Source organism: Phytohalomonas tamaricis, assembly GCF_003012345.1.
GTDB lineage: Bacteria > Pseudomonadota > Gammaproteobacteria > Pseudomonadales > Halomonadaceae > Phytohalomonas > Phytohalomonas tamaricis.
This window is the reverse complement of the sequence record NZ_PVRV01000023.1, coordinates 438605-464588: the sequence shown is the minus strand read 5'-3', so window position 1 is coordinate 464588 and position 25984 is coordinate 438605. Positions and strand designations below refer to the sequence as shown.

The window sequence follows — 25984 nt, the reverse complement described above, 5'->3', positions numbered from 1 at the left end:
ATCGATGCGAGACCGCACACTACCCAAGCGGTCTCGCGCAACGCGGTTTGGACGCGATGACCACCGGAGGGCCGTTATCATGTCTTCAATGCCGGACGACGAACAGCGCCGCGACTTCATGCGACGCTCGCTAACCCTGATTCCTGCCGTCAGCCTGGGGAGCGGCGTTACGTTAACCGCTAGTGCGGCGGAGGAGCCGCCAGCGCTTGCCGACTACCAACCGTCTTTTTTCAATACGGACGAATGGCAATTTATTCTTGCTGCCTGTGATCAACTGATTCCTTCCGACGAGCACGGCCCCGGTGCGCTGGAGACTAACGTGCCGATCTTCATCGACAAGGAACTGTACGGTCCCTTTGGCCATGCCGATCGTTGGTACATGCAGGGACCCTTCATCACCGATGGTGATCCCGAACTCGGCTATCAGCTGCCCTATACGCCACGTGAGCTCTACCGTCATGGCATTGCTGCCGTCGAGCGTTACTGTCAGCAGGAGCACGACAAGGCGTTTTCCGCGCTCGACGCTGCCACGCGCGACGACATATTAGGGCGGCTTGAGCAGGACAAGATCGATTTTGCCGCGCTCGACGCGGCGCCGTTAACCGCCGGGGTCTTCTTTTCCTTTCTGTGGCAGAACATCCGCGAGGGCTATTTCGCCGATCCGATCTACGGCGGCAACAAGCACATGGGCGCCTGGAAGATGATCGGCTTCACCGGTGCGCGCGCCAATTTCCGCGAGTGGGTCGAGCAGCACAACGTGCCTTACCCGCTCGGGCCGGTCAGCCTGTCGGGAGAGCGGGGTTAGTTCCAGATAAAAACGCAGGTTATCACTACCGGGCCGCACCGTTTAGTTCCAAGAATAACCACAGGTGCTGGCAGGCCGCGAAAATGCCCAGTTGGGTTTGGCGCACCAAAATACGGTAACTACGATGATGAAAAAAATATTGCTGGCAGGTGGGGGAGTGATCGCCTGGGCGTTGCCCATGGCGGCCAACGCGCAGGCAGCCGATCAGGGCGTGATCGAGCGCGGCGCCTATCTGGCTCGGGTCGGCGATTGTGTCGCGTGCCATACCGCGCCGGACGGCAAGGAATACACTGGCGGTCTGGCGATTGAAAGCCCGTTCGGCACGATATATTCGAGCAATATCACGCCTGACAAGCAAACGGGCATCGGCGACTACAGCGAAGAGCAGTTTGCTCGCGCCGTGCGTGATGGCGTTCGCGCCGATGGCGCCCATCTCTATCCGGCGATGCCTTATCCCTCCTACGCCAAGACCACAGATGCTGATATTCATGCGCTTTACGTCTACTTCATGCACGGCGTGGAGCCGGTCAATCATCGTCCCGAGCAGACCGATCTCAACTTTCCTTTCAACCAGCGCTGGGCAATAGCGATGTGGAACTGGCTGTTCACTGAAGATGAGGTGTTCCAGCCCGATCCGAACCGCAGCGATCAGCTCAATCGTGGCGCCTATCTCGTTGAAGGGCTGGGCCACTGCGGCAGTTGCCATACCCCGCGCGGCTTTGCCCAGCAGCTCAAGGGCTTTGATGCCAGTGATGAGGATTATCTCGCCGGTGCCGACCTCAACGACTGGTTGGCTCCGGCGCTGCGTGGCAAGGGCGAGAGTGGCCGCGGTGTCGTTGACTGGAGCGAGCAGGACATCGTCGATCTGCTTGCCACCGGGCGCAACGCCTACACTGCCGTTTCGGGCGAGATGACCTCGGTAGTAGCCAACAGTACTTCACATCTCAATGATCAGGATATCCACGCCATTGCCGCTTATCTCAAGTCCATCCCTGCCCACACAGGACAGGCGGGCGGCAGCGCCAGCAAGGCGGCGTCACCGGACAAGAGCGATATTGCCGAATCCGGGACCGAAGCTAAGCTTGCGTCGGCGCGCGACCTCAGCGAAGGCGAGCGGCTCTATCTCGATAATTGCAATGCTTGTCATTTCACCGATGGCAAGGGCGCCGGACATATCTTTCCGATGCTCGATGGCAATTCGTTAGTCAACGCCGACAACCCCACCGGCTTGATTCATACCATCCTTGCTGGCGCAGAGATGCCTTCGACGCCGAAAGCGCCGGAATCGGTCTCGATGCCTGGCTTCGCCTGGCGGCTGTCGGATCAGGAAGTGGCCGATATCGCTACCTTCGTGCGCGGCGCATGGAGCAACGATGCCGCGGCGGTGACCGCCGATCAAGTCGCCGAGGTGCGCAAGACGCTGCCCGAGCATAGTTTCAGCGTCTCGCCGGGCTACCGTTCGACCGGGCGTGACCAGCAGCCGACCAGCGGTGAGCAGCTCAAGGGCGGTGCGCCGGTCGAGGACGATCAATAACAACGGATGCAGCAGGAAGCGAGGGGAAAACATGGCGAGCAATAGTACTGTTATCAGAAAAGAGCCGGTTGATGCCGTCATCGTAGGGCTCGGCTGGACCGGTTCGATCATGGGTATGGAGTTGACCGATGCGGGCTTGAACGTGTTAGCGCTGGAGCGTGGCAATGACCGTACCAACGCCGATTTCACCTATCCCAAGCCCGCCGACGAACTCGCCTATGGAGTGCGCATGGAAATGATGCAGCGCCCATCGCAGGCGGCCATCACGATTCGGCGCAATCTCAACGAGACGGCGTTGCCCAACCGTTATCTGACCTCGTTTCTGCCCGGCGACGGGGTCGGTGGTGCGGGGGTGCATTGGACCGGCGTGCTTTACCGCGCCACACCGGTCGAACTCAAGCTCAAGAGCTTCGCTGACGAGCACTTCGACAAGGGCTTTCTGCCCGATGACATGACGATTCAGGATTATGGCGTCAGCTACGAGGAGCTCGAACCGCACTACGATTTCTTCGAAAAGGTATGCGGCATTTCGGGCCAGGCCGGCAATATCAACGGCCAGCTCATCGAGGGCGGCAATCCGTTTGAGGGGCCGCGAGCGAATCCTTATCCGCTGCCGCCGCTGCCGGGGACCTACAACAATGCGCTGTTTGCCCAAGCCACCAAGAATCTGGGCTGGCACCCTTATCCCTATCCTTCGGCCAATGTGTCGCAGGCGTGGAAGAATCCTTACGGCATGCAGCTCGGGCCGTGTAATTTCTGCGGTTTCTGCAGCAAATATGGGTGTCTCAACTATTCCAAATCGTCACCGCAGACTTGCATTCTCGATGCGCTCAAGCGGCGCGAGAATTTCGCCTATCGCACCAACTGCGAAGTCACCCGCGTCGAACTCGACAGCGACGGCAAGAAGGCGACCGGTGTCACCTATATCGACGGCGACGGCAACAGGGTGTTTCAGCCGGCCGAGCTGGTGATCGTCGCGTCCTATGCGCTCAATAATGTGCGCCTGCTGCTGCTTTCCGGCATCGGCAAACCCTATGACCCGGTAGCCAACACCGGCGTAGTCGGGCGTAACTACTCCTATCAGATGACTGGCTCGATCGATATGTTCTTCGACGATATCGAGTTCAATCCCTTTGTTGCCGCCGGCGCCAACGGCCAGGTGATCGATGATTTCAGTCCCGATACGTTCGATTCTGCCCGTCATGGCTTTATCGGCGGTTCGTACATCTATACGGCACAGGGCAGCGGCGCACCGATCAGCAATACCCCGACACCGGGCGATGCGCCCAAATGGGGCAGCGGCTGGAAGAAAGCGGTCAAGGATAACTATGGCCACTCGATGTCGATGGGCACGACGGGAACCAACATGGCCTATCGCGACTGCTATCTCAGCCTTGATCCCAACTACAGAGACCCCAACGGCGACCCGCTGCTGCGCATGACGCTGGACTGGCACGACAACGACATCCGCATGACCCGTTTCATGCGCGAACGGATGCTCGAGATCGTGCGCGAGCTCAATCCGCGCAGCCATGTCGAAGGTTTCAAGAACTTCGGTGATCATTACGATACGCGCCACTACCAGTCGACCCACAACGTCGGCGGCGCGATCATGGGCACCGATCCCTCGACCTCGGCGCTCAATCGCTATCTGCAGAGCTGGGACGTACACAACGTGTTCGTGATGGGCGCCAACGCCTTCCCGCAGAATATGCAGCACAACCCCACCGGTACGGTCGCTGCGCTGACCTATTGGTCGGCGAAGGCGATCCGGGAGCAGTACCTGAAAAATCCCGGACCGCTGATGTCGGCTTGAAGCGGGGCGCAGTTGAAATACATGCTTGAAAAGCGTCTCTGTCTGGCCCAGCGGCGCCCCGACAGCCTTACAGGAGAAAACGCATGGATATTCAGCGCAACGGCTCCAAGCCGTCCACGCCAGGACCGGCAGACTATTTCACCGGCACCGTCCGCCTCGACGCGCCTTTCCAGACCACCGAGCCCGCTCGGGTCGGCGGTGTCACCGTGACCTTCGAGCCCGGCGCGCGCACCGCCTGGCACACCCACCCGCTTGGCCAGACCGTGATCGTGACCGCAGGGCTCGGTTGGGCTCAGCGCGAGGGCGGTGAGCGGGAGGAGATTCGACCCGGCGACGTGGTCTGGTTCGAACCGGGCGAGAAGCACTGGCACGGCGCGACCGACACCACCGCGATGACTCATATCGCCATCGCTGAAGCGCAGGATGGCTCACGAGTCACGTGGCTGGAGAAAGTGACCGATGAGGATTACCTCGGCCACTCTGGTCAGGTTGGCTGAGCGCCCCGCAGGGTTTAACGCGGCGAATCAGGCATTCCTGGCACGAGCATAAAACGAACGAACCCCGCACGAGGCGGGGTTCTTTTGACATGCATGACGGCAGGATGCGAATGCCGTAGCCGCTACTTTTTGGTGTCGTCCCAATTGTAGGGCGCCTTGGGCTTGTCACCGTTGAGCGCAGCGATCAGATTATCGACGGCCAGCTCCGCCATCGCGTAGCGCGTCTCGTGGGTGGCCGAGCCGATGTGGGGCAGGGCAACGACGTTTTTCAGCTTGGGCAGCGGCGAATCCTTGGGCAGCGGCTCCTTGACGAACACATCAAGTCCGGCGCCGAGGATAGTGCCGTTTTGCAGCGCCTCGATCAGTGCCTCCTCGTCGACTACCTGACCGCGTGAGATGTTAACGAAAATCGTGTTGCTGCCCATCAGCTCGAACTCACGTTTGCCGAACATCTTCTCGGTATTCTTCGATAGCGGTACGGTGACGCAGACAAAATCGCTGTCGCGCAGCAGCGCGTCGAGCTCCTTGTAGGTTGCGCCGATCTCGCGTTCGTACTGCTCGTGGCGCGAGCGGTTGTGGTAGCTCACTTCCATGTTGAAGCCGAACCTGCCGCGTCGCGCAATCGCCGCACCGATACGGCCCATACCGACGATGCCGAGCTTCTTGCCCTGCACGTCGACGCCGAACAGCGGTTCTTCGAGGCTCTTGTCCCACTCGCCGCTCTTGACGTACTCGGCCAGTTCCACCACCCGTCGTGCGCTGGCGAGAATCAGTGCGAAGGCAGTATCCGCAGTGGTCTCGGTCAATACGTCCGGGGTGTGGCACAGCACGATGCCGCGTTCGTTGAGAAAGTCGATATCGTAGTTGTCGACGCCGACCGAGATGCTCGATATCGCTTCGAGCTTGTCGGCCGTTTCGAGCACGCTGCGGTCGAGCTTGACGCTGGCGCCGATCATGCCGTGGACGCGGGTCAGTGCCTGCTTGAATTGCTCGTCATCAAGCGGGCTCTCGAGATGGCTGAAATCCTCGATCTCGAAGTGTTCCTTGAGACGCTCGAGCAGCGCTTCGGGCAGCCCGCGCCGGTAGATCATTACATGCTTGGCCATTTACGACTCCTTGTCTTCGATTATTGTAAGCAGGCTCATGCGTGGCGGGGCATGGGCGCTGGCGATCCTTTTTCACTGGCAGGGCGTGCGAACATGGTCAGTATTGCGGCGATGAACAGCGCCCCGGACATGCACATGTACGATACCGCAGGCGTACCGGTCAGGCCATTGAGATAACCCACGCCGTAGGAACCGATGAAGCCGCCCAGCGCGCCGAGCGAGTTGATCAGGGCGATGGCGCCACCGGCGACGTTGCGCGGCAGAATCTCGGGAATGATCGCGAAGAAGGGGCCATAGGGTGCGTAAAGGCCGAAGCCGGCGATGACCAATAGCGTGTAAGACCACCAGAAATGATCGGCGCCCAGCATGTAGGAGCCGGCAAAGGAGAATCCGGCGATCAGTAGCGGCGGCCACACGAACAGACGGCGGTTGCGCAGCTTGTCCGATCCCCAAGAGACAGCGAGCATACCGATCACGGCGGCTAGGTAGGGCAGTGCAGAGAGCCAGCCGGCCTCGACGATATTGAGCTGCCCGGCCTCCTTGAGGATCGACGGCAGCCATAGCACGAAACCGTAGACGCCGATGCTCCAGGAGAAATACTGCAGGCATAGCAGAATCACCTGCGGCTGACGGAAGGCTTCACGATAGTTGCGTACCGGCTTGAGGCCGCGTTGCTCTTCCTGAAAGGCGGCTTCCAGCGAATCCTTCTGTTCCCGACTCAGCCACTTGGCCTGTTCCGGCTTGTCGTCGACCAGAAACCACCAGCAGAACGCCCAGATGATGCCCGGTGCGCCCTCGATGATGAACATCCAGCGCCAGTCGGCATTGCTGATGATGTAGCCTGACAGCACCGACATCCACAGAATCGTCACCGGATTGCCAAGGATCAGGAAGGTATTAGCGCGCGAGCGCTCGCCTTGGGTGAACCAGTGACTTAGATAGACCAGCATTGCCGGCATCACTGCGGCTTCGGTGACGCCGAGCATGAAGCGGATCACGATCAGGGCGGAGACGTTGGGCACGATCCCGGTCAGCGTGGCCAGCAGGCTCCAACTGATCAGGCACCAGAAGATCAGCCGTTTGGCGCTGCGTTTTTCGGCATAGATGGTGCCGGGAATCTGGAAAAAGAAATAGCCGAGGAAAAACAGCGAGCCCAGCAGCGATGAAATCGCCGGGGTGATGTTCAGGTCGTCCGCCATGCCCGCCGCCGCTGCAAAGCCGAAGTTGGCGCGGTCGACATAGGCCAGGCTGTAGGTGATGAAAACGATCGGGATGATGTACCACCAGCGCCGTTTGGGCAGCGCTGCAGACGTGATGCTGGTATTGCGCGTCATGATTTTTCTCCTCGACGTCCCTGGCGTGCTCCGTCAGAGCGAATGGACGTCAGTGGTTACTATTGCTGCGTGCTGATGAGTGCATCGAGTTCGATGCGGGTGGGAAGCCCTTCCATGTCGCCAGCAACCTGAATGGCGCAGGCGCCGACCAGGGTGCCGCGTGTCACGGCGTCGCGTGCGCCGAGCCCTTCGAGCCGGGCGCTGATGAAGCCACTGGCGAAGCCGTCACCGGCACCGACCGTGTCGACGACGCGCTCGACCTTGGCGCAGGGCGTGTGGAAACGCTCCGTGGCGCTCTTGTAGAAGGCACCTTCGGCGCCGAGCTTGACGATGACCTCACCGACGCCGCGCTCAAGATAGAAATCGGCGATCGCCTCGGGTGTCTCCCGGCCGGTCAATAGGCGACCTTCGTCGATGCCGGGCAATACCCAGCCGGCCAGCGCCGCGAGACTGTTGACTTCGCGGATCATAGTCGCCTGATCCGGCCATAGTCCGGGGCGCAGGTTGGTATCAAACGACACGCTGCGACCTGCTGCGCGCATCATCTGCATGGCGTGGCGTGACAGCTCGCGCACGTGCTCGCCGAGGGCGGGTGGAATGCCGGTGCAATGCAGATGGCGTGCGCCGAGAAAAAGCTCCGGGTCGAAATCGTCGAGCGACAGATGGCTCGCCGCCGAACCGCGGCGGAAATATTCGACACGCGGGTCGAGCCCGTCGTCACGGCGCTCCTTGAGCTGAAAGCCGGTCGGATGCTCAGAATCGATGCGCACGTGCGAGCAGTCGAGTCCCTCCTCAGCAAGCGTGGCAAGAATGAAGCGCCCCAGACTGTCGTCACCGACCCGGGACAGCCAGGCGACACGCAGGCCGAGTCGTGAAAGACCGATCGCGACATTGCTGTCGGCGCCGGCGATGCGTTTGCTGAAGTGGGTGACCTGATCGAGATCACCGCATTCGGTGGCCACGAACATGGCCATCGTCTCGCCAAAGGCGGCGACGTCGTGAGTGAGCGTCATGCGATGTCCTCCTGATCGGCCATGTATTGTCCTAATTCACGCAGCCGCTCGATCTGCTGCTGAGCATGAACAATGAGTGTGGCGTCGTCATCAGCAATCAATGGGAACTCGATCGCCCGCAGGCATTTTGCGGGGAAATGCTGCCATAGGCTGGACCAGGCGTTCATATCGGTGTCATCCGGAACTCGTGCGGCCAGCTGCTTACCGTGCGCAGTGATGCTCGTTTCGACGCCCTTGCAATGGACATAGGCAACGAACTTCCCGAGCGTTCTAGCGGCCTCCAGCGGGTCATTACCGGTCCAGTACCAGTTGCCAACATCAAAGGTCATGGCAATATCGATATCCTGAGCGCGGCAGGCATCTAGGCATTGTTTGAGCGGGGCGATTCGTCCACCGCTTAGCGTTTGGTCGTTCTCTATCAACAACGTGATAGGGCTATGCTCAAGCGTCGCGCCAAGTGCCTGGACAGCTGCGGTAGCCTCTTCGGGGGCGAGCGGGAACTGGCCAAGTGAGACCTTGATATAGCGTGCGTGTAACGCCTCGGCTATTGCCAGTTCGTCTGCCAGCGTCATGTTGAGTGTGCCGCTGTCTTCAAAGAGCTTAAGTGTCGAGGAATAAATGCAGAGCAGGCCGGTATCATGGAGACGGGCCCCCAGCGCTTCACTGGGACGGTCCTGATCCGTGAATAGCTCCTCACGAATTTCAATGCCTTCGGCGCCTGCCTGTGCGATGGCCATCGCGAAATGCCCCTGGCCGCGCTGACGTACCACCTCGGCGCCAAACGCCGAGGTGCAGATCACTACGGGTACTGTCATGTTGTCTCTCCCGACCGCCTTGATGGGACGATCTTTATTTTTACTGGCATATGGTTATGGGAACGGTTCCATAACGCTTTTTTTAGTGGCTCGACGATGCTCATCGAGCACGCGTCGAACCGCGGATGTTGAGTGAACCTTCAAATAGCTGATGCTGAATGGGGCGAGTTGACATGCTCAGGCGTGCCAGAAGCTGGTCGACGGCGGCCTGTCCGATGTGCTGCGTTGGCTGCGCTACCGTTGAAATGCCCGGGTCGAGCAGGGCGCACCAGTCGAGTTCATCGATGCCAATGAGTCCCAGCGTGTCAAAGGAGATGCTGTCGTGACGCCTCAACACGTGGCAGATATGAGTGGTGACTACCCCATTGGCGCTGAGCAAGGCTTTTGGACCGGCCCCGGGACGCTGCATAAAGTGCTTGAGTGCCTCTGTAAGGGCGTCTGGGGTGGTTAACGCGACTTCAATAATGTCGCCGTGCGCATCTTGGCAGGCCTGCAAGGCGTACTGAAAGCCGTTACTGCGTTCCTGACGCGTACTGATACCGGCGATGGGCTCGCTGATCAGCAGGATGTCCCGGTAGCCCTGGTCGAGCAGGTGAGACGTGGCAAGGCTGACAGCGTGATGATTGTCGAGGCCTACCATGTCGACATTGAGCTCAGATACGCGGCGGTCCACCATCACCATCGGCAGGCCTTCGTTACTCAACTCTTGAAGCATGTCGACGTTGCGTCCTTGCGTGTTGACGATCAGGCCTTCGACGCTATAGGCGCGCAGAACATCAAGATGACGACGCTCAAGCTCGTCGTCACGGTCGGTATTGCATACCACTAAGGAATAGCCCTGCTCGCGACAGGCCGTTTCAGCACCATGCATCATCGCCACGGTGTAGGGGTTGAGCATGTCGGCGACCACCATGCCAATCAGCCGAGTCCGACGGCCCCGCATGCTGCTGGCGATACGGTCAGGCTTGAAGCCCAGCCTCTTGATCGACGCCTCAATGCGTTCGCGCAGATCGTCGGAGAGCAACTTGCGCTCTTCACCGAGATAACGCGACACGCTGGTCTTCGACACGCGCGCGTCCTTGGCGACTTCATGGATGGTCGTCCGCTTGGCGCGGCCTGGCGTGGCCCGAACTGACTTGTCTGGCATTTCCGAAGATGGCATGCGTGTGGTCGCCTTGCTGCGTTGGTGCCTGTTCGCTACAGCTGGTTTGGTAACGGTTCCAGAGCTACTTTAGAGAGACGACCGACGTTAGCAAATTGGACAATGGCAGGAAGGTGTGTCGCAGGACTACAGCGTCTACGACTGAAAGGGAAGAAAGGAGATGACGTCCACTGCCAAGCAGGGCATGACTGTAGGGCAAAAATTGCCCGTACCATTGGCACGGGCGGCTAGCTGAAACAAAGAGCGGGTGCTCAGTGCAGCTTCATCTTGGGGCGTAACCAGTTGTTGAGCCGGTCAACGACGATTTTGAGCGCCGTCCGCGTGGCGCCGTAGATCGCTTTTTGGTGCAGGCGATAAAGCGAGGCGTAGAAGAGCTTGGCTAGCATGCCTTCAATGAAGAGACCGCGAGCGGAGGCGCCGTGCATCAAGCTACCTACCGCATCGAAGTGCGCCAGCGAAATCAGCGAGCCCATGTCGCGGTAATTGAAATCTTGTAATGGCTTGCCTTCGAGCATGGCAACGAGATTCTTGTAAAGATGGTTGGCCTGTTGATGGGCGGCCTGGGCACGTGGTGGCACCATCTTGTCGCCGGGCTGTGGGCAGGCGGCGCAATCGCCCAGCGCAAAGATGCGCTCATCATCGATGCTCTGCATCGTCTGATGCACCTTGACCTGATGGTTGGGGCGCGTCGAAAGGCCTAGTTCGGACAGGACCGAAGGGCCGCGCACGCCGGCGGCCCACACGGTCAGATCGGCGTCGAGACGCGAACCATCTGCAGTGGTAAAGCCCTTGTCATCGGCCGTGGTGATCTTGGTGTTGACGTGAATTTCGACGCCGAGCTTTTCCAGCTCCTTGCGTGCGGCATTGCCGATGCGCTCCGGCAATGCCGGCAGAATGCGCGGCGCGGCCTCAATCAGGTGAATCTTCAGTTGGTTGCGATCAATCTCGGAATAACCGTAACTCTTGAGCATCTGTGTGGCATTGAGAAGCTCAGCAGATAGCTCGACGCCGGTAGCGCCGCCGCCAACGATGGCGACCGAAAGATGGGAGCGCTCGTGATGCCCGGGGTCACCGTAACGTAAAAAGGTGTTAAGCATTGCCTTGCGGAAGGCTTCAGCTTGCTTGACGCTATCGAGGAAATAACAGTGATCGGCCACGCCGGGCGTGCCGAAATCGTTCGAGACACTCCCCAGCGATAGCACGAGATAATCATATTCAAGCGTGCGCTCGGCCAGGACGGGCAGGCCTTTTTCATCGTGAATCGGGGCGAGGGTGATACGGCGCTGTTCGCGGTCCAGACCGGAAAGTGTGCCGAGCTGGTAACGATAACCGTGGGTGCTGGAGTGGCCCTGATAGGAGAGTTCATCGAGACTGGAATCGAGCACGCCGGTGGCCACTTCGTGGAGCAGTGGCTTCCAGATGTGGGTGGTGTTGCGGTCAACCAGCACGATTTCGGCGCGCTTTCGCAGGCCAAGCTTGCGGCCGAGTCGGGTAACCAATTCAAGGCCACCTGCGCCGCCGCCTACCACTACGATGCGGGGAGGGTTCATGTATGCTCCATGGCTGAAGTGAGATCAAGCGAATAAAAATTGAGTAATTTGATCAGGCTAGTTTATATGCTGACGGCTCGTGCTGACGAGACGATAGAATGGATTAGACGTTAGTCGCAATGCTCAACTTCAACAGGTGAGGCCATTTAACTGCTGGCCACCATGCCCCAGATTCACTCTTGAAACTGCCAAGGACACCGTAATGCATCCCGCTTTATACGATATTCGCCTGATCGCCTATGACCTCGACGGCACGCTGGTCGATTCCGCGCCTGATCTTGCTGCTGCGGTCGATCTGGCGCTGGAGGAGCGCAATATGCCGCCTGCCGGGATAGAGCGTGTACGCACCTGGGTCGGCAACGGCTCTCGTAAACTGATCGAGCGTGCACTTGTCGATGCAGTAGCGCGTGGCCTTTGTCTTCCCTTCGATCAGGCCGCGCTTGACGCCGTGCATGATCGTTTTCTGCATTATTATGCTCAGGCGCCCTGCGAACGAACTGTCTGTTACCCGGGCGTAGAGGAGTGCCTGAGTGCGCAACATGCGCGAGGCATCACTCAGATACTGATCACCAATAAGCCGAAACTGTTCATTGCGCCGATTCTTGAAGCGTTGGAACTTGACGATGTTTTCGCAATGACGCTCGGCGGCGATTCTCTCAATGAGAAAAAACCGCATCCTGCACCGCTTCTTTTTGCAGCCGAGCGTTTCGATATACCAGCTGCGCAGTGCCTGATGATTGGCGACTCCAAAAATGATGTACTCGCCGGTCAAGCTGCTGGCTTTCGTACATTGGCCGTGCCTTACGGCTACAATCACGGCGAGCCGGTGGCCGATAGTCGCCCGGATTGGATGGTTGAAACGCTTAAGGAACTCGTTTAGGGTAAAAAATCTTTATGTCTGGCCAACAGGCACTATATTTTTCTGGCCTTTATACCCTTTGATTTTTAATCCATTCACGGATATGTCATGTCATTGGCCCATAAAAAGGTTCATGCGCTGATGCGCGAAGTAAAGCGCTGGCGATGGTGATGCATTTCCCCGGCCCTGAGTGAAAGGGCATAGGATGCGCGATAGACGGCGTAACTCCCCTCAAGCTTGCGATTAGAGACCTTTGGCATGATGACATACGAGCGCTTCGCCGAGTTGGCCGAAGCAGGGTACAACCGTATTCCTGTTAGCCGCGAAGTTCTGGCTGATCTTGATACACCGCTTTCCACCTATCTGAAGCTGGCCAATGCGCCCTGGACGTTCCTGCTTGAGTCCGTGCAGGGTGGCGAAAAGTGGGGACGCTATTCGATCATCGGTTTGCCATGCCGGGAACGTATCGAAGTGCGGGGGCATGTTGTGCGCCACTTCATGGATGGCGAACAGGTCGGCGCCACTGAAGCCGATGATCCGCTGAGCTGGATCGAGCAGTTCCGTCAGCGTTTCAAGGCACCCGCGTCGGAAGATACGATGCGCTTTGATGGCGGTCTGGTGGGCTATTTCGGCTACGACACGATTCGCTATATCGAGCCGCGGTTGCGTGGGGTTGAAAAGCCTGACCCGATCGATGTTCCTGATATTCTGCTCATGGTCGCTGAAGAGCTGGTGGTTTTTGACAATCTTTCAGGGCGACTATCACTGCTGGTCCATGCTGATCCTCGTGAAGAAAATAGCTATTCAGGGGCCCTTGAGCGTCTTGGTGTGCTTGAGCAGCAACTGCGTGCAATGACGTTGTCTGCAACAAGCCCGGGCACAGGGCGGAGCAATATTGGCGAGAACGATTTTTTCGCCAGCTTCACTGAGCAGGGCTACAAAGATGCGGTAGGTCAGATCAAGGAATATATCTTCGCCGGCGATCTGATGCAGTGCGTGCCATCACAGCGCATGTCGATTCCCTTTACGGCGCCGCCGCTCGATCTCTACCGGGCGCTGCGCAGCCTCAATCCTTCGCCGTACATGTTTTTCTTCAACCTGGACGACCATCACGTTGTTGGCGCCTCGCCGGAAATTCTGGCACGCCTTGAGCATGATGAAATCACGCTGCGCCCGATTGCCGGCACGCGACATCGGGGCCGTAATGAAGAAGAAGACAAGGCGCTGGAAGACGATTTACTCTCTGACCCCAAAGAGATCGCCGAGCATGTCATGCTGATCGACCTGGGCCGCAACGACGTTGGTCGGATTAGCCGTGATGGTACGGTCGAATTGACCGACAAGATGGCTATTGAGCGTTATTCACACGTCATGCATATCGTTTCCAATGTCACCGGGCGCATCAAGGAAGGGTTGGGGCCGATCGATGTTCTGCGGGCCACCTTCCCGGCGGGTACATTGTCCGGCGCGCCGAAGATTCGTGCTCTTGAAGTGATCGACGAGCTTGAACCGGTCAAGCGCGGCATTTATTCCGGCGCGGTTGGTTATCTATCCTGGCAGGGCAACATGGATATGGCGATCGCCATCCGCACCGCTGTCATCAAGGATGGTCAATTGCACGTTCAGGCCGGCGGTGGCATCGTCGCCGATTCGGACCCGGAACTTGAGTGGCAGGAAACGCTTAACAAGCGTCGTGCCATGTTCCGCGCCGTGGCGATGGCCGAGAAGGGGCTTGATAACCTCGACTGATATCTCTCAAGGCAGTGCGCCCTTAAAGGCGCGCTGCCTTGACATGATGACCTCCTGACAGCAGTATCTAGGCTATGAATATACCGGTACCCCAAAACTTGAGCCTGCAGTGGTGGCGCGCTAACTAAGCGCGGCGTCCACGCTTGTCTCGAAAGTGGAAAGCCGCCACGCTATGAGGGCGGCTTTTTTGCGTCTGGCCTTTCTCAAACGTAGACGATAAGCATTGAGACCATTCTGGATGACATGCTGGTTAATAACGCGAAATTGACAACTTAAAGTATTTATATTTCAAAGGATTATCGCCATGTCTGTTTTGATGATTGATAATTACGACAGTTTTACTTTCAACATCGTCCAGTATCTGGGTGAGCTTGGAGCCGAGGTCGATACGGTACGTAATGACACGCTGACTATTGATGACCTTGAGCAGCGTGAGTTTACGCACCTAGTCATCTCACCGGGGCCGTGTACGCCCAATGAAGCCGGCATTTCGATGGAAGCGATTCGCCGCTTCGCCGGCCGTGTGCCCATTCTTGGCGTTTGCCTCGGTCATCAGGCGATCGGGCAGGTTTACGGCGGTCGCGTGATACGCGCCCCGAAAGTTATGCATGGTAAGACCTCAATGATTAGCCACACCAATAAGGGTGTATTCGAAGGGCTTGACGGTCCGCTCGAGGTAACGCGCTACCACTCATTGATTGTTGATAGTGAAACCTTGCCTGACTGCCTTGAGGTCACCGCGGCGACTGTCGACGACGATGTTACACCTGGTGTGATCATGGGCCTGCGCCACAAGACGTTGGACATCGAAGGCGTGCAGTTCCATCCCGAATCGATTCTTTCGCGTCAAGGGCATGAGCTGTTGGCTAACTTTCTAAAGCGCGGAGTAGGGCAACAGCACGCTGATGCCGCTGAAGCCGAACTGGTGCGTTAATAGAAATTGACACCCTTCGGCCGCTTTAAAGGCCGGATTTGAAGCGGTAAGGGAAAGGGAACGCTCATGCAGATGAAAGAAGCCATTGGTGCCCTGCTGAAGCATCGCCATCTCGATTACGATGAGATGCACGCGGTCATGCAAATGATCATGACCGGTGAGGCCAGCGAGGCGCAGATCGGAGGTTTTCTGGTTGCCTTGGCGATGAAAGGTGAGAGCGCCGAGGAGATTACAGCGGCTGCGCAGGTCATGCGTGAGCTGATGTTGAAGGTGAAGGTCAGTGGCGATCATGTCGTCGATATCGTGGGTACCGGCGGTGACGGCGCTAACCTGTTCAACGTCTCCACTGCGGCCAGTTTCGTAGTGGCAGCGGCCGGGGGGCGTGTCGCCAAGCATGGCAATCGTGGTGTCTCCTCTTCGGCAGGCTCTGCCGATCTGCTTGAAGCCGCAGGCATAACACTTGATCTCGCACCTGAACTGGTCGGGCGCTGCATCGAAGAAGTCGGCGTCGGCTTCATGTTCGCACCGGTGCATCACAAGGCAATGCGCTATGCGGTTGGGCCACGCCGCGACCTGGGCGTACGCACCATCTTCAATGTTCTTGGTCCTTTGACCAATCCGGCGGGTGTGGCGCATCAACTGCTGGGGGTCTATGACAAGGCGCTACTGCCGATCATGGCCAATGCATTAAAACGCCTGGGGAGCCGCCATGTTCTGGTGGTCAATTCTGCGGAAGGTCTTGATGAGATATCTTTGGCCTCGCCCACGCATGTGACCGAGCTCAAGGAAGGAGAAATCGTCGAATACGACATTACCCCCGAACAGCTGGGTATCGAACGCCATTCTCTTGAATCCCTGAAAGTAAAGACAGCAACGGACAGCTTGCGCCTGGTAACGTCGGCGCTCAAGGGCGAGCCCGGCCCGGCCATGGACATGGTTGCACTTAATGCTGGCGCTGCGCTGTATGCGGCTGATGTCGCCGCATCCCTTCAGGACGGTGTGACATTGGCCCAAGAGACGATGGCTTCCAAGCGTGCCTTTGAAAAAATGACGGAACTTGCCGACTTTACCCGTATGTGTGCCGAGCGAGACAGATAATGAGCGAGAAAGGCATGAACGAGTTGCCAACGATCCTGAACACGATTATTGATCGCAAGCATGATGAGATCGCCGCGCGGCGCGCCTTGATCACTGATACCCAAATGCGTATCAACGCCGAAATGGCTGATATGCCGCGTGGCTTTGTTGCAGCGCTTGATAAGCGTATCGCCGATGGTGACCCCGCCGTGATCGCCGAGGTTAAACGTGCGTCACCGTCTAAAGGCATCATTCGGGAAGATTTCAACCCTTCAGCGATCGCGACAAGTTATGAAGCGGGCGGTGCGGCCTGTCTTTCGGTGTTGACTGATGTTGATTTCTTTCAGGGCAGCGAAGACTTCCTGATCGCGGCGCGTGAGGCGTGCAACCTGCCCGTGCTGCGCAAGGATTTTATGGTCGATCCCTATCAGGTTTTCGAAGCCCGCGCGATGGGGGCCGACTGCATTTTGCTTATCGTTGCCGCTCTCGACGACGTCCTGATGAAGGACCTGCATCAGCAGGCACAGGCGCTGGGCATGGACGTGCTGGTTGAGGTACACGATGAGCCGGAGTTGGAGCGGGCGCTGGCGCTCGACCTGAGCCTGGTGGGCATTAACAATCGTGATCTGCGTACGTTTGATACCACGCTTGAGACCACATTTCGTTTGCTGGCGCAAGTGCCTAGAGGTGTCACGGTGGTGACCGAATCAGGCATAACCCGCCGCGAGGATGTGGAACGTATGCGTGCCCACCATGTCAACGCCTTCCTGGTCGGCGAGCGCTTCATGCGTGAGGAAGAGCCAGGTCAGGCGCTGCGCGAACTTTTCTTCTAATCGTATCAGCAGCATCGCTGCTCACAATGCGTTGCTCTCAGCATAAAACGCGCCCATTGGGCGCGTTTTTGCTTTCATGTCCCGATTGCCGGGCTTAGGGCGTGGTTGTTCGCACAGTACTCGTCTGCTGTTCGTCTTCCTTTTGCCAGCCGCCACCCAGTGCCAGAAACAGATCGATTTGCGCCATAGCGACCTGGGCCTGCGCATCGGCCAGTTGGGCATGGGTCGTGCTCAACACACGCGCCGCAGCGAGATCAGCCAGTGCCGATTCGCGTCCAGCAATAAAAAAGCGGTGGGTCTGCTCGGCCGAGACTTTGGCCGAGCGCTGAGCCTCGACCAGCGCATCGCGCGTTTCCAGCGCAGCGCTATAGCGGGCCAGGCCGGTTTCCGTTTCGCGCACTGCGTTGAGTACCACACCGTCGAAGCGGGCCAGCGCGGCCTGACTCGACGCTTGTGCTTCCTGGACGCGCTGGCGGGCGCCGTTGGCAGGCAGGGTCCAACTGATCAGCGGACCGATGCCCCAATGCTGGGTGGCGGGCTGACCCAGATGCTCAGCAATGCCGGTTAGTCCGGTCGAGGCGCCGAGACTGATGGTGGGGTAGAGTTCGCCGGTGGCGACGCCGATCCGCGCTGTGGCCGCTGCTAATTGGCGCTCAGCCTGGCGAATGTCGGGACGCCGCTTGAGCAGTGCCGTACCGTCTCCGACCGGCAGACGCTGGGCCAACTGGGGAAGGCTGTCACACTGCGTCACGTTGCTCGGCAGACTTCCGGCGTCTTCGCCAAGCAGCATTGCAAGCTGAAAGATGCCGGACTGGCGTTCGGCTTCGAAGCGCGGCAGCTCGGCGCGCAGCGACTTGAACTGGGTCTCCGAGCGAGTCACCGCGGGCAGCGTGCCGCGGCCCGCCGCGTGCAGCCGCTGGGCAAGTTCGAGGCTCTGCTGTTGCAGCGCCAGCGAATGTTCGGCGATGGCGCGCTCCTCGTTAGCGGCACAAATCTGTGCATAGGCGCGTACTACGTCGGCGACCACGGTAATACGTGCCGTATCAGCCGCTGCCTGGGTGGCTTCGGCGTCGGCCTGGGCCGCTTCGATGCCACGCTGTAGGGTGCCGAACAGGTCGAACTGATAGGACAGATTGATGCCGGCATCGGCGATGTTGGCCACCGGCACCTTGTCTTCAAGCAGGTAGGCTTCACCCGAGACCTGGGTGCGCTCGACGCCGGCTGAGGCGCTGGCTTCGAAGCCGCCGCGGGCGTTGGCTTCGCCCAGCTCGGCGCGGGCGCGGGCCAGATTGGCGGCGGCGACGCGCAGCTCGCTATTGGTCACAAGGGCTTGTTGCACCAAATCATTAAGCGCCGGGTCGTCGTACAGCCGCCACCAGTCGGCCGGTAGCGGCGCGGAAACAACGGCCTGGGCATCGACGGCGCTGAACTCGCCCTGATGCTCGGGACGATTGATCTGCGCCTGTTCCGGCAACTGATAGTTCGGGCCCACCACGCTGCAGGCGCTCAGCAGCGTTACTACCAGGGCCGTGCCGGCCGGACGCAGGCAATGCCTCATGGCGTCTTCTCCGTGGCGGGCGCGGCGTATTCGGTATCAGTAATGATCGATACCGTGGCGGTCCGGCCGGCAATCAGACGCACATCGTCAGGCACGTTATCGAGAGCGATCCGCACAGGGATGCGCTGCGCCAGCCTGACCCAACTGAAGGTTGGGTTGACGTTGGGCAGCAAATTGGCGCCGCTGCTGCGGTCGCGATCCTCGATGCCGGCGGCAATGCTTTGTACATGCCCTTGCAAGTGGCGCTGCTCGCCGATCACGCGGATATCGACGCGCTGGCCGACGTGGATATGGGGCAGCTTGGTCTCTTCGAAATAGCCGTCGACGTGGAAGGAGTCGCTGTCCACCACCGACAGGGCCGGTCGGCCGGCGACGGCGTATTCGCTGGCGCGTGGGGCGCGGTCGTTTATATAGCCGTTCACGGGGCTGACCACGGTGGCGCGTTTCAGGTTGAGCTTGGCGGTATCGATTGCCACCTTGGCTTCCGCCACCGCGGCGCGGGCACGAGCAACCTTTGTCTGGCTCTCTTCGAGCTCTTCGGTGGCGACGAGATTGCCCAGCCCGCGATTGCGCCGCATCTCGCGCTCGGCCTGATCAAGGCTGGTCTGGCGGTCGGCCAGTGTCGATTCGGCTTGGCGCAGGGCGAGCTTGAAACGTTCAGGATCGATCGTAAACAGTACCTGACCACGCTGGACGGGCTCGTTATCGCTCACCTCGACGTGGGCGATGATTCCCGACACGTCCGGGGCAATCTGCACCACATCGGCGCGCACGTGGCCGTCACGGGTCCACGGTGCAAACATGTAGTAGGCCACCAGACGCCAGATGACGAGCGCGGCGAGCACGACGACCACGAGGGTGAAAAACATACGACCGAGCGATATCAGGGGCTTTTTCATGGCATCCAATGACGGTAGAGAGCGTCCACGAGACCCAGCAGCAGGGCATACAACGCGACGTTGAATAGTGCGCGGTGCCAGACCAGGCGATAAAAATGTATCCGCGTCAGCAGCACCTGAAGCGGCAGGTAAAAGAGATACGTCAGCAGCATCAGCATCAAAAGTGTCGGCAGGTAGACGCTGCCCACGTCGATATCGCCGATCATAGCGGTGCTCCATCGATACCGGCAGGAGACAGTGAGGGATCGTCCACAGCTGGATCGGCAATAATCGCCTCGCCCGATTGCAGAGCCAGCCGCAGCCCGATCAAGGCATGCATGACATGCAGCCCGGCGCTGGCGGGCGTGCTGTGCGTGATCAGGGCCAGGGCGGCGTCGATCCGATGGAATACGGCATGCGGCGTGGCCAACGGCCTGCCTGCCTTCAGACAGGCGCTGAAGTGCATATGTACGGCAGCCAGGGCAGCGGTCACTACCTGATGCTGATCGTCCGGTAGTCGCTGCTGCCAGATGCGCAGATCTAATGCGTTAAGCGCGACGCGCAGTTCGCGCACGGCGGGCGCAGTATCCTGCCCGCTGATGGCCAGGCGCGGCAAATGCTGCATGAAGCGGTCGAGCATGCGCCCGGCCATGCCGCGACGGTCCGCCAGCGGCTCGGCGGCGGTCGTGGCGGCAATATCCCGCCAACTGGCATGGGTCATGCGTCGGGCAGCGAGCTCAGCGCCGTAGGGTCGGCTGATCAGCGTCCAGATGAAAGCGAACAGCAGCCCGGCAATGCCCACCAGATTGCTGTTGATAAAGGTAAGGAAGTCAGCCTTGTAGACGTCCTGAATGCCAACGAAGGTGGCTGTCTGAACGATGGTCAAGAGCGTCGGCAGATAAAAACGCGGCTGGGTGATCAACGTGCCGATGGCGATGAATGGCCCGGCGAAGGCCAGCACCAGCAGCGGGAAGTCATGGATATTGGGCAGAATGGCAAACAGGTAGATGCTCGACAGCATCACGCTGACTATCGTCCAGGTGAAAAAGCGGAAAATCTGCGGCGCCGGTTCGTCCATTGCGGCGAAGAAGCTGCACGCCACCGCCGCCAGCACTACGGCGCTACCGCCATCGTGCCAGCCCGTCTCGATCCAGATCAGCGAGGCGATGAAAATACCCAGGATCGTGGTCAGCACCGAATAGATCATTAGTGGACGGTCAAAATAGCGGCGGGAGATGCCGAGCCGCCAGTGGCGATAAACAGGTGTCCACTTCACGTCGCGTTCGGCGGCGATGGCCGCACGCAGGGTGCGGCAGTCCTGCCACAGATCGATCCATTCACGCAGACGCCATAGTGCGCTGGACAGTAGCGCCTGGGCCGGCTGCGCCAGCTCCTCGGTACTCGGCTCGAGGTGTTCGAGCGCGTGGTGAAGGTGCTGCCAGCTGGCCAGCGATGGCTGTGCACTGCTGCTCTCGATCCACGGTTCCAGCTCGCCCAGCAGCGGCGCCAGGCGCCTGGCCTGCTCGGGCGCGCGTCGCTCTAGCGCGGTAAGGATATCGTCCAGCGCGTCGACCACCGGCAGCAGCTGCGCCATGCGCCCGCGCAGCTCACGGATCTGCTTGACCGTCTGGGGCCGCATGCCTTCGTACGGCACCTGGCTGATCATCAACTGCAGGCTGTTGACGGTGCCGACCATGGCCGAGCGCAGCGTCGCGACGGATACGGAATCGGCGCGGCGGGCGATGAACTGGGCGCAATAGGCGGATGCATCGTCGAACCACTTGTCGATACTCTGCACTAGCACCGGAGTCAGCCGGGTCGGCAGTACCACGCTGCCGACGATGCTGGCGCAGACGATGCCCAGCACGATCTCCTCGCTGCGCGAGACCGCCACCTCGAAGATGCCTTCGGGTGTGTTGATGGTGGAATAGGCGATCATCGGCAGGGTGTAGCCAGCGAGCATTAGTGCATAGCTGCGTGCGGTGCGGACATGCAGCGACAGAAACAATAGCGTGCCGGTCCAGATCGCGATGATGGCGCTGAGCACCAGCGGCGTGTCGACGAACAGCGGGACGAAGAAGACTGCGGCGCTGGCACCGAGACAGGTGCCGAGGGCGCGATAGAGTGCTTTTGAACTGGTCGCGCCGACGAACGGGCTGGAAACGATATAGACCGTCGCCATCGCCCAGTAAGGGCGCGGCATCTGCAGGTGGAGCGCAATGTAAAGCGCCGTCATTGAGGCGCTGAAGGTCTTAAGCGAGAACAGCCAGTCACGCAGCGGAGGGAGAGCGATCATTGCCAATCGTCCCGGCCCGGTGCGCCGTTGCCCTTGGCGGCATGGACCAGAGTCAGCCGCAGCTGAACATTCAGAGCATCGTTTCCTATAGAGGTGTCAGACATGACTGGGCCGATTTCGATTCAAGTGGTTCGGGGCTGTAGTACAGGATACCAACGGGGCTATACGGGCTTGCGGCCTGTCGACGCTCGACGGCGAAGCTCAAACCCTCGGCGAGGCGGTCAAGAATACAGCCTTCGTTCGCATGGCGCAGGCAGCGAGCACTGCCATGAGGAGGCAGGGTGCGGCGAAGCGGGGTATTCATGGCCTGATGAGACGCCTTGAAGATTGAGTAATTTATAGGGAACTAATCCTAAAAGCTAGATAGCGTGCGAACTAATTAGCCTGCCTCAACGGCATCCGCCAAGGCATTGCCTCACGTAATGAACGCTGAAACTCGACGTTTTCGTCGGCAAGTCCAGCTGTCTTTAGCGAGGAATCAGCTGCGATTATCGGCACGAAGGAAGAAGATTGTAGGCGGAGCATGTTGATGACAATAGGGCATAATAACGATAGGACAGAGTGCCGCTTGACCTTGGCCAAGCAGCACTCATCGTTGACCCGAATGTTCAGAAGGGGCAGATATCGCTAAAGATCAGCGTGTACGGTCGCTGTCAGTAAAGAATAGGGTGGGGTCGTCTGAAATGACCGCATCGACGCCTTGTTCCCACCACGGTGCGAAGCGGTCGGGTTCGTTGACCGTGTAGCACACCAGACTGATCTCGGCGCGCTTGAGTTCAATCACCCGCTCCTGATTGAGGTGCACCCAGTTGGGATGGACGCTGAAGGCGCGCAGGCGTTCGACATCCCACGGCCAGTCACGCGGTATCTTGTCGTCATATAGGATTCCCAGCCTGACATCATTGTCGAGCTTACGGGCACAATCGAGCGCATCGCCATCGAAGCTCGACACCAGCAACCGCTCGGGGGGTAGTGCGGAAGTCACTCTGGGTAACACCGTCTCGACCAACTGTACCGGGTCGTGTCCGGTGCTCAGCTTGAGTTCAAGGTTAAGTCCCATGCCGCGGGCGTTGAGTGCGTCGAGCGCGTCATCGAGTGTCAGAATGCGCTCGCCTGTGAAGCGTTCATCGAACCAGCTGCCGACATCAAGGCGCCGGGCGTCGTCAATGGTCAGGTCACGCAGAAGCGTTGGACCACCATCGCTGCAGCGCGCGACGTGGGCGTCGTGCCAGATCACCGGCGTGCCGTCGCCCAGGCACTGAACGTCAAGCTCTACCCAATTGATGCCGGCACGGGCGGCGGCATCAATGGCGGATAAGGTGTTTTCGGGCGCGTGGGCGGAAAATCCACGGTGCCCAATTAAGCGGGGAAGCGTCATGTCTGCCTCATGCATTTGAATGTATGCCGACTGCAGCCAGTGTGGGCTCGATATCGAAGCGCTGTCCATTCTCGTAAAGGAGATGAACGGGCCCGCTGATGTTCACTCCACGCTGCTGGCTGGCAGTCATGGCGGAGCGGCCGCTTACGCGTACCACCCGTGGATCGTCCTGATCCGACAGTTGAGTATAGATGATGCTCTTGAGTGCCGAGTGTTTCGATGGGCTCAATGGACAGATTAAAGCGAAAGGAGGTGCTGCCATGTTATCGGGCCCGAACGCAAACTCGATGTGCAAAAAGGTCGTTATCCGCGGGTTCAGGTTCTGTTCTGATATTGCAATGTGCTAGCCTTCGCAGCTTTATGCTCGTAAAGGCACATTGTGCCGTGGCGGGTAGATATATTGTGTTTTGACAAGACCTTGACCGACACAGAAGGCGAAAATTGTGATGAAAGTGGCTGAAATACACGCCGGAGAGCAACGGGACGCGTGTGTTGCGATGCTGTGTGCCGCGATCTATGGCAAAGAGGCGGGGTTGAAGCCGCTCATCGTCTTTACCGGTACGCTTGCCGCGCTGTTCGAAAACGAAGCAGCACGGGTGCTGGCACTGGTCGATGACAAGGGGCGTATTCTCAGTGCATCATTGCTAGTGCTCGACATGGAGGGCAAGGGGCTGGATATGCGCCTGCTCGCCACGCCTGAGCAAAAGCGTGGCGAGGGTTATGCGCGTGAGCTGGTCGAGCGCCTGACCAGCACAACAGCACTGCGGGTCAGTACGCGCGACCCCCGTCTGGAAGGGTTTTTCAAAACCTTCGGTTTCAATAAGTGGTTCTACGCCGACGACGGTAGCCGGATCGGCTTCAATTATCTTTCCAAGGTAACCTCATTAGGCGAAGCCCCTGAGCCCGTTACCTTCAGCGAAGACGCGATTTTGCGCACTTTCAAGCGTGACCCTGAAATATTCAACGACTATAAGACGCGCTTCGTTGACAGCCTGCAGGCCTTTGCCCGCTATAGTTGAGTGCAGCATTATTTCGTTGGTGCTCTTAGGCCAGCAGGCGCTTGGCAGTACGCGCTATAAAAAAGCCCCGCTCGTGAGAGCGGGGCTTTTTTGCAGGTCGCTTAAGCGTAAATACGCCGATTAGAATTGTACGCCGAAGTGGGACATCAGACTGGTGTGCCAACTGTCATCAACCGGCGAGCCAAAGTAGTTCAGGCCGTTCTTGTTGGTGACGACATCAAACCAGGCGTAATACGGCCCGGCCGATACCAGCACACCAAGATCGTTGAGCTGGGGATCGTCGACATCGCTGCGTCCGGCCAGCGGATAATGACCATCCGGGCTCATGTAGCTGTAGTCGTTGTAGAAATAAAGATTGGTGACCGGTCCCCAGTCAACGTCATGGCTGTAGCCCAAGCTGGCGGTATACACCTGGCCTGAGTCAGGGATGTTGTAATTGAAGCCGAAAGCGCCGAGCTGAATGACATTGTCTGAGACGCCGCTAATCGCTTCGCTCGGGTTCTTGGCATGATAGGCATAGGTGGTGGCCTGCAGCAGAGTGCGCCAGTTGCCGTAGCTGCCATCGAGGCCGAGGGCGACCTGCCAGGTGTCGCCGCTATCGTTGGTTATTTCGTTATAGAGCTGCCCGCCCTTGGCTGAAAGGTTGATTTCAGTGGCATAGTCGGTGTCGTAGCCAAAGGTATAGGCGATACGCGCAGCAAGCTGGTTCTCAGACTTGTTGCCTTGGTCTCCAGTGACAAGGCTGCCATCATCATCAAGATAGGCGTCGTCAGTGCCGCCGGGCGGGTTGGCACCATAACTTTCGTTGGTGCTACCGAGCTGGGAGTTCTTGAAGTACGCCAGCGAGGTGGTCCAGGCGCCAGCATCGTGGTCCCACTTGACGCCCAGGTTCTGGTTGTCGTTGAAGCCAGCGAGATAGCCGAGGTTGCCGTACCAGCCGAGATAGCCGTAATCCATGTTGCCGAACGGCACCTGTACCAGGCCGACCTTGACGGTATTGCTGTCATTAACGTTATAGCCCAGCCAGCCGTGCTGAATGAAGCGGTAGCCGTCGTAGAAACGGTAGTCGAGGGAGTAGGTGAAATCATCGACCTCGCCATCCACGGCGATGATGAACTTGTTGAAATCGAGATCGCCGCCGGTGTCCTTGTCTTCCTCGTCCCAGTCGTTGAACACCTGACCGAATTCGAACGTTCCGCCGATCTGGGTCTGCTGCATCTTCTCAAGCAGCGAGCTGTTTTTCTGTGCCAGGCTCTGGTCGCCAGAGCCGGATTGTTCGTTGGCGACTTCCTGACCGGCAGCGGACTGACTAACGCCAGTGCTGTCGGCACCTCCGGATGTCGTCGAACTGCCACCCTGAGTGCTGTTGCCCTGGACGCTATTGCCATCATTTGAGCTGTTATCCGCTAGGCGCGTAATGTCAGCACCCGTCTTACTCTGCTGGCTTTCCCCCTGCTGGCTTTCCAGCCGTTCTAGGCGGGCCTGCATGTCGTTGAGCTGCTGGCGCAGCTGCTGAATGGTTTGCTGATCGCTGCTGGATTGGGCAAAAGCGTAAGGGGCGGTCAAGGCGGTGCTGGAGACACCGAGTGCAATGGCCAGTGTTCTGAAGGTTATTGTCTTCATTACTGTTCCCTTGGGGTGTGTTGAGCAGACTATTTATTATGGAATCGAGCGTCTTTTATAATTGTTACTTATTTATGTCAAGGAAAGTGAGCGAATTATTCGCCTGACACTTGAATGCGTATAAGCCAAGCGGCCATGGCATAAATGA

Annotated in this window: 24 protein-coding genes; 10 read left to right on the top strand and 14 right to left on the bottom strand. The window is 58.9% G+C overall.

Annotation, left to right across the window (positions count from 1 at the left end):
* Positions 1-79 precede the first annotated feature (79 nt).
* The 4 genes from C3Z11_RS13615 to C3Z11_RS13600 all read left to right on the top strand — a co-directional run bounded on the left by C3Z11_RS13615 (position 80) and on the right by C3Z11_RS13600 (position 4652).
* Positions 80-805 (top strand): gluconate 2-dehydrogenase subunit 3 family protein, encoded by a 726-nt coding sequence (locus C3Z11_RS13615; RefSeq protein ID WP_262927398.1) that lies wholly within the window; start codon positions 80-82, stop codon positions 803-805.
* A gap of 124 nt (positions 806-929) precedes the next feature.
* Positions 930-2339, top strand: a complete 1410-nt coding sequence (locus C3Z11_RS13610) for a c-type cytochrome (RefSeq protein ID WP_262927397.1) — start codon at positions 930-932, stop codon at positions 2337-2339.
* 31 nt (positions 2340-2370) lie between these two features.
* On the top strand, positions 2371-4155 hold the full coding sequence (locus tag C3Z11_RS13605; protein WP_106478482.1) for a GMC family oxidoreductase: 1785 nt from the start codon (positions 2371-2373) through the stop codon (positions 4153-4155).
* 83 nt (positions 4156-4238) lie between these two features.
* Positions 4239-4652 (top strand): (R)-mandelonitrile lyase, encoded by a 414-nt coding sequence (locus C3Z11_RS13600; RefSeq protein WP_106478481.1) that lies wholly within the window; start codon positions 4239-4241, stop codon positions 4650-4652.
* 122 nt (positions 4653-4774) lie between these two features.
* Here the strand turns inward: C3Z11_RS13600 and C3Z11_RS13595 are convergent, their stop codons facing one another.
* The 6 genes from C3Z11_RS13595 to C3Z11_RS13570 form a co-directional block, all read right to left on the bottom strand.
* Positions 4775-5758 carry a 2-hydroxyacid dehydrogenase gene (locus C3Z11_RS13595; RefSeq protein ID WP_106478480.1) on the bottom strand — a complete coding sequence of 328 codons (984 nt, stop codon included), beginning with the start codon at positions 5756-5758 and terminating at the stop codon, positions 4775-4777.
* A gap of 35 nt (positions 5759-5793) precedes the next feature.
* Positions 5794-7092: an MFS transporter gene (locus tag C3Z11_RS13590; RefSeq protein ID WP_262927396.1), complete on the bottom strand. Its 1299-nt coding sequence runs from the start codon at positions 7090-7092 to the stop codon at positions 5794-5796.
* A gap of 59 nt (positions 7093-7151) precedes the next feature.
* Positions 7152-8105 carry a sugar kinase gene (locus tag C3Z11_RS13585; protein ID WP_106478479.1) on the bottom strand — a complete coding sequence of 318 codons (954 nt, stop codon included), beginning with the start codon at positions 8103-8105 and terminating at the stop codon, positions 7152-7154.
* A complete protein-coding gene (locus C3Z11_RS13580; RefSeq protein WP_106478478.1) occupies positions 8102-8920 on the bottom strand; it encodes a sugar phosphate isomerase/epimerase family protein in 819 nt (272 codons plus the stop codon). Before C3Z11_RS13580 ends, C3Z11_RS13585 begins: the two co-directional genes overlap by 4 nt.
* A 100-nt stretch (positions 8921-9020) precedes the next feature.
* Positions 9021-10082, bottom strand: a complete 1062-nt coding sequence (locus tag C3Z11_RS13575; protein ID WP_262927395.1) for a LacI family DNA-binding transcriptional regulator — start codon at positions 10080-10082, stop codon at positions 9021-9023.
* A gap of 251 nt (positions 10083-10333) precedes the next feature.
* Entirely contained in the window at positions 10334-11632 is a 1299-nt protein-coding gene (locus C3Z11_RS13570; RefSeq protein WP_106478477.1) for an NAD(P)/FAD-dependent oxidoreductase, read from the bottom strand.
* Between the two features lie 202 nt (positions 11633-11834).
* Here C3Z11_RS13570 and C3Z11_RS13565 point away from each other — a divergent pair, with 202 nt between their 5' ends.
* The 5 genes from C3Z11_RS13565 to trpC all read left to right on the top strand — a co-directional run bounded on the left by C3Z11_RS13565 (position 11835) and on the right by trpC (position 17084).
* Positions 11835-12512, top strand: coding sequence for a phosphoglycolate phosphatase (locus tag C3Z11_RS13565; RefSeq protein WP_106478476.1), 678 nt, complete (start codon positions 11835-11837; stop codon positions 12510-12512).
* A 240-nt stretch (positions 12513-12752) separates the two neighbouring features.
* Positions 12753-14240 carry an anthranilate synthase component I gene (trpE, locus tag C3Z11_RS13560; protein ID WP_262927411.1) on the top strand — a complete coding sequence of 496 codons (1488 nt, stop codon included), beginning with the start codon at positions 12753-12755 and terminating at the stop codon, positions 14238-14240.
* Positions 14241-14544: 304 nt separating this feature from the next.
* Complete coding sequence (locus C3Z11_RS13555) at positions 14545-15174, top strand: anthranilate synthase component II (RefSeq protein ID WP_106478474.1); 630 nt, start codon at positions 14545-14547, stop codon at positions 15172-15174.
* 66 nt (positions 15175-15240) lie between these two features.
* Entirely contained in the window at positions 15241-16272 is a 1032-nt protein-coding gene (gene trpD / locus C3Z11_RS13550) for an anthranilate phosphoribosyltransferase (protein ID WP_106478473.1), read from the top strand.
* Positions 16272-17084, top strand: a complete 813-nt coding sequence (gene trpC, locus C3Z11_RS13545) for an indole-3-glycerol phosphate synthase TrpC (protein ID WP_106478472.1) — start codon at positions 16272-16274, stop codon at positions 17082-17084. Before trpD ends, trpC begins: the two co-directional genes overlap by 1 nt.
* Positions 17085-17178: 94 nt before the next feature.
* On the opposite strand, the gene C3Z11_RS13540 is transcribed toward trpC, so the two are convergent.
* The 7 genes from C3Z11_RS13540 to C3Z11_RS16915 all read right to left on the bottom strand — a co-directional run bounded on the left by C3Z11_RS13540 (position 17179) and on the right by C3Z11_RS16915 (position 23456).
* On the bottom strand, positions 17179-18642 hold the full coding sequence (locus tag C3Z11_RS13540) for an efflux transporter outer membrane subunit (protein ID WP_106478471.1): 1464 nt from the start codon (positions 18640-18642) through the stop codon (positions 17179-17181).
* The gene (locus C3Z11_RS13535) at positions 18639-19541 is read right to left on the bottom strand and encodes an efflux RND transporter periplasmic adaptor subunit (RefSeq protein WP_106478470.1); all 903 of its coding nucleotides are present in this window, start codon (positions 19539-19541) and stop codon (positions 18639-18641) included. Before C3Z11_RS13535 ends, C3Z11_RS13540 begins: the two co-directional genes overlap by 4 nt.
* Complete coding sequence (locus C3Z11_RS13530) at positions 19538-19747, bottom strand: DUF1656 domain-containing protein (RefSeq protein WP_106478469.1); 210 nt, start codon at positions 19745-19747, stop codon at positions 19538-19540. The genes C3Z11_RS13535 and C3Z11_RS13530 overlap by 4 nt, the downstream gene beginning before the upstream one ends.
* A complete protein-coding gene (locus C3Z11_RS13525) occupies positions 19744-21816 on the bottom strand; it encodes an FUSC family protein (RefSeq protein ID WP_106478468.1) in 2073 nt (690 codons plus the stop codon). The genes C3Z11_RS13530 and C3Z11_RS13525 overlap by 4 nt, the downstream gene beginning before the upstream one ends.
* Before the next feature lie 85 nt (positions 21817-21901).
* The gene (locus C3Z11_RS16920; RefSeq protein WP_158701045.1) at positions 21902-22120 is read right to left on the bottom strand and encodes a hypothetical protein; all 219 of its coding nucleotides are present in this window, start codon (positions 22118-22120) and stop codon (positions 21902-21904) included.
* Between the two features lie 330 nt (positions 22121-22450).
* Positions 22451-23194 (bottom strand): glycerophosphodiester phosphodiesterase family protein, encoded by a 744-nt coding sequence (locus C3Z11_RS13520; RefSeq protein WP_106478467.1) that lies wholly within the window; start codon positions 23192-23194, stop codon positions 22451-22453.
* 7 nt (positions 23195-23201) lie between these two features.
* Entirely contained in the window at positions 23202-23456 is a 255-nt protein-coding gene (locus C3Z11_RS16915) for a hypothetical protein (RefSeq protein WP_158701044.1), read from the bottom strand.
* A 184-nt stretch (positions 23457-23640) separates the two neighbouring features.
* Between C3Z11_RS16915 and C3Z11_RS13510 the strand changes: the two genes are divergently transcribed.
* Positions 23641-24213 carry a hypothetical protein gene (locus C3Z11_RS13510; RefSeq protein WP_106478465.1) on the top strand — a complete coding sequence of 191 codons (573 nt, stop codon included), beginning with the start codon at positions 23641-23643 and terminating at the stop codon, positions 24211-24213.
* Positions 24214-24333: 120 nt separating this feature from the next.
* Here the strand turns inward: C3Z11_RS13510 and C3Z11_RS13505 are convergent, their stop codons facing one another.
* Positions 24334-25836 (bottom strand): hypothetical protein, encoded by a 1503-nt coding sequence (locus tag C3Z11_RS13505; protein ID WP_106478464.1) that lies wholly within the window; start codon positions 25834-25836, stop codon positions 24334-24336.
* Between the last annotated feature and the right edge of the window lie 148 nt (positions 25837-25984).

What these genes read in the sequence shown, in the direction of transcription:
- C3Z11_RS13615 (WP_262927398.1), top strand. Translation starts at nt 80, where the DNA reads ATGTCTTCAATGCCGGACGACGAACAGCGCCGCGACTTCATGCGACGC.
- C3Z11_RS13610 (WP_262927397.1), top strand. Translation starts at nt 930, where the DNA reads ATGATGAAAAAAATATTGCTGGCAGGTGGGGGAGTGATCGCCTGGGCG.
- C3Z11_RS13605 (WP_106478482.1), top strand. Translation starts at nt 2,371, where the DNA reads ATGGCGAGCAATAGTACTGTTATCAGAAAAGAGCCGGTTGATGCCGTC.
- C3Z11_RS13600 (WP_106478481.1), top strand. Translation starts at nt 4,239, where the DNA reads ATGGATATTCAGCGCAACGGCTCCAAGCCGTCCACGCCAGGACCGGCA.
- C3Z11_RS13595 (WP_106478480.1), bottom strand. Translation starts at nt 5,758, where the DNA reads ATGGCCAAGCATGTAATGATCTACCGGCGCGGGCTGCCCGAAGCGCTG.
- C3Z11_RS13590 (WP_262927396.1), bottom strand. Translation starts at nt 7,092, where the DNA reads ATGACGCGCAATACCAGCATCACGTCTGCAGCGCTGCCCAAACGGCGC.
- C3Z11_RS13585 (WP_106478479.1), bottom strand. Translation starts at nt 8,105, where the DNA reads ATGACGCTCACTCACGACGTCGCCGCCTTTGGCGAGACGATGGCCATG.
- C3Z11_RS13580 (WP_106478478.1), bottom strand. Translation starts at nt 8,920, where the DNA reads ATGACAGTACCCGTAGTGATCTGCACCTCGGCGTTTGGCGCCGAGGTG.
- C3Z11_RS13575 (WP_262927395.1), bottom strand. Translation starts at nt 10,082, where the DNA reads ATGCCATCTTCGGAAATGCCAGACAAGTCAGTTCGGGCCACGCCAGGC.
- C3Z11_RS13570 (WP_106478477.1), bottom strand. Translation starts at nt 11,632, where the DNA reads ATGAACCCTCCCCGCATCGTAGTGGTAGGCGGCGGCGCAGGTGGCCTT.
- C3Z11_RS13565 (WP_106478476.1), top strand. Translation starts at nt 11,835, where the DNA reads ATGCATCCCGCTTTATACGATATTCGCCTGATCGCCTATGACCTCGAC.
- trpE (WP_262927411.1), top strand. Translation starts at nt 12,753, where the DNA reads ATGACATACGAGCGCTTCGCCGAGTTGGCCGAAGCAGGGTACAACCGT.
- C3Z11_RS13555 (WP_106478474.1), top strand. Translation starts at nt 14,545, where the DNA reads ATGTCTGTTTTGATGATTGATAATTACGACAGTTTTACTTTCAACATC.
- trpD (WP_106478473.1), top strand. Translation starts at nt 15,241, where the DNA reads ATGCAGATGAAAGAAGCCATTGGTGCCCTGCTGAAGCATCGCCATCTC.
- trpC (WP_106478472.1), top strand. Translation starts at nt 16,272, where the DNA reads ATGAGCGAGAAAGGCATGAACGAGTTGCCAACGATCCTGAACACGATT.
- C3Z11_RS13540 (WP_106478471.1), bottom strand. Translation starts at nt 18,642, where the DNA reads ATGAGGCATTGCCTGCGTCCGGCCGGCACGGCCCTGGTAGTAACGCTG.
- C3Z11_RS13535 (WP_106478470.1), bottom strand. Translation starts at nt 19,541, where the DNA reads ATGAAAAAGCCCCTGATATCGCTCGGTCGTATGTTTTTCACCCTCGTG.
- C3Z11_RS13530 (WP_106478469.1), bottom strand. Translation starts at nt 19,747, where the DNA reads ATGATCGGCGATATCGACGTGGGCAGCGTCTACCTGCCGACACTTTTG.
- C3Z11_RS13525 (WP_106478468.1), bottom strand. Translation starts at nt 21,816, where the DNA reads ATGATCGCTCTCCCTCCGCTGCGTGACTGGCTGTTCTCGCTTAAGACC.
- C3Z11_RS16920 (WP_158701045.1), bottom strand. Translation starts at nt 22,120, where the DNA reads ATGAATACCCCGCTTCGCCGCACCCTGCCTCCTCATGGCAGTGCTCGC.
- C3Z11_RS13520 (WP_106478467.1), bottom strand. Translation starts at nt 23,194, where the DNA reads ATGACGCTTCCCCGCTTAATTGGGCACCGTGGATTTTCCGCCCACGCG.
- C3Z11_RS16915 (WP_158701044.1), bottom strand. Translation starts at nt 23,456, where the DNA reads ATGGCAGCACCTCCTTTCGCTTTAATCTGTCCATTGAGCCCATCGAAA.
- C3Z11_RS13510 (WP_106478465.1), top strand. Translation starts at nt 23,641, where the DNA reads ATGAAAGTGGCTGAAATACACGCCGGAGAGCAACGGGACGCGTGTGTT.
- C3Z11_RS13505 (WP_106478464.1), bottom strand. Translation starts at nt 25,836, where the DNA reads ATGAAGACAATAACCTTCAGAACACTGGCCATTGCACTCGGTGTCTCC.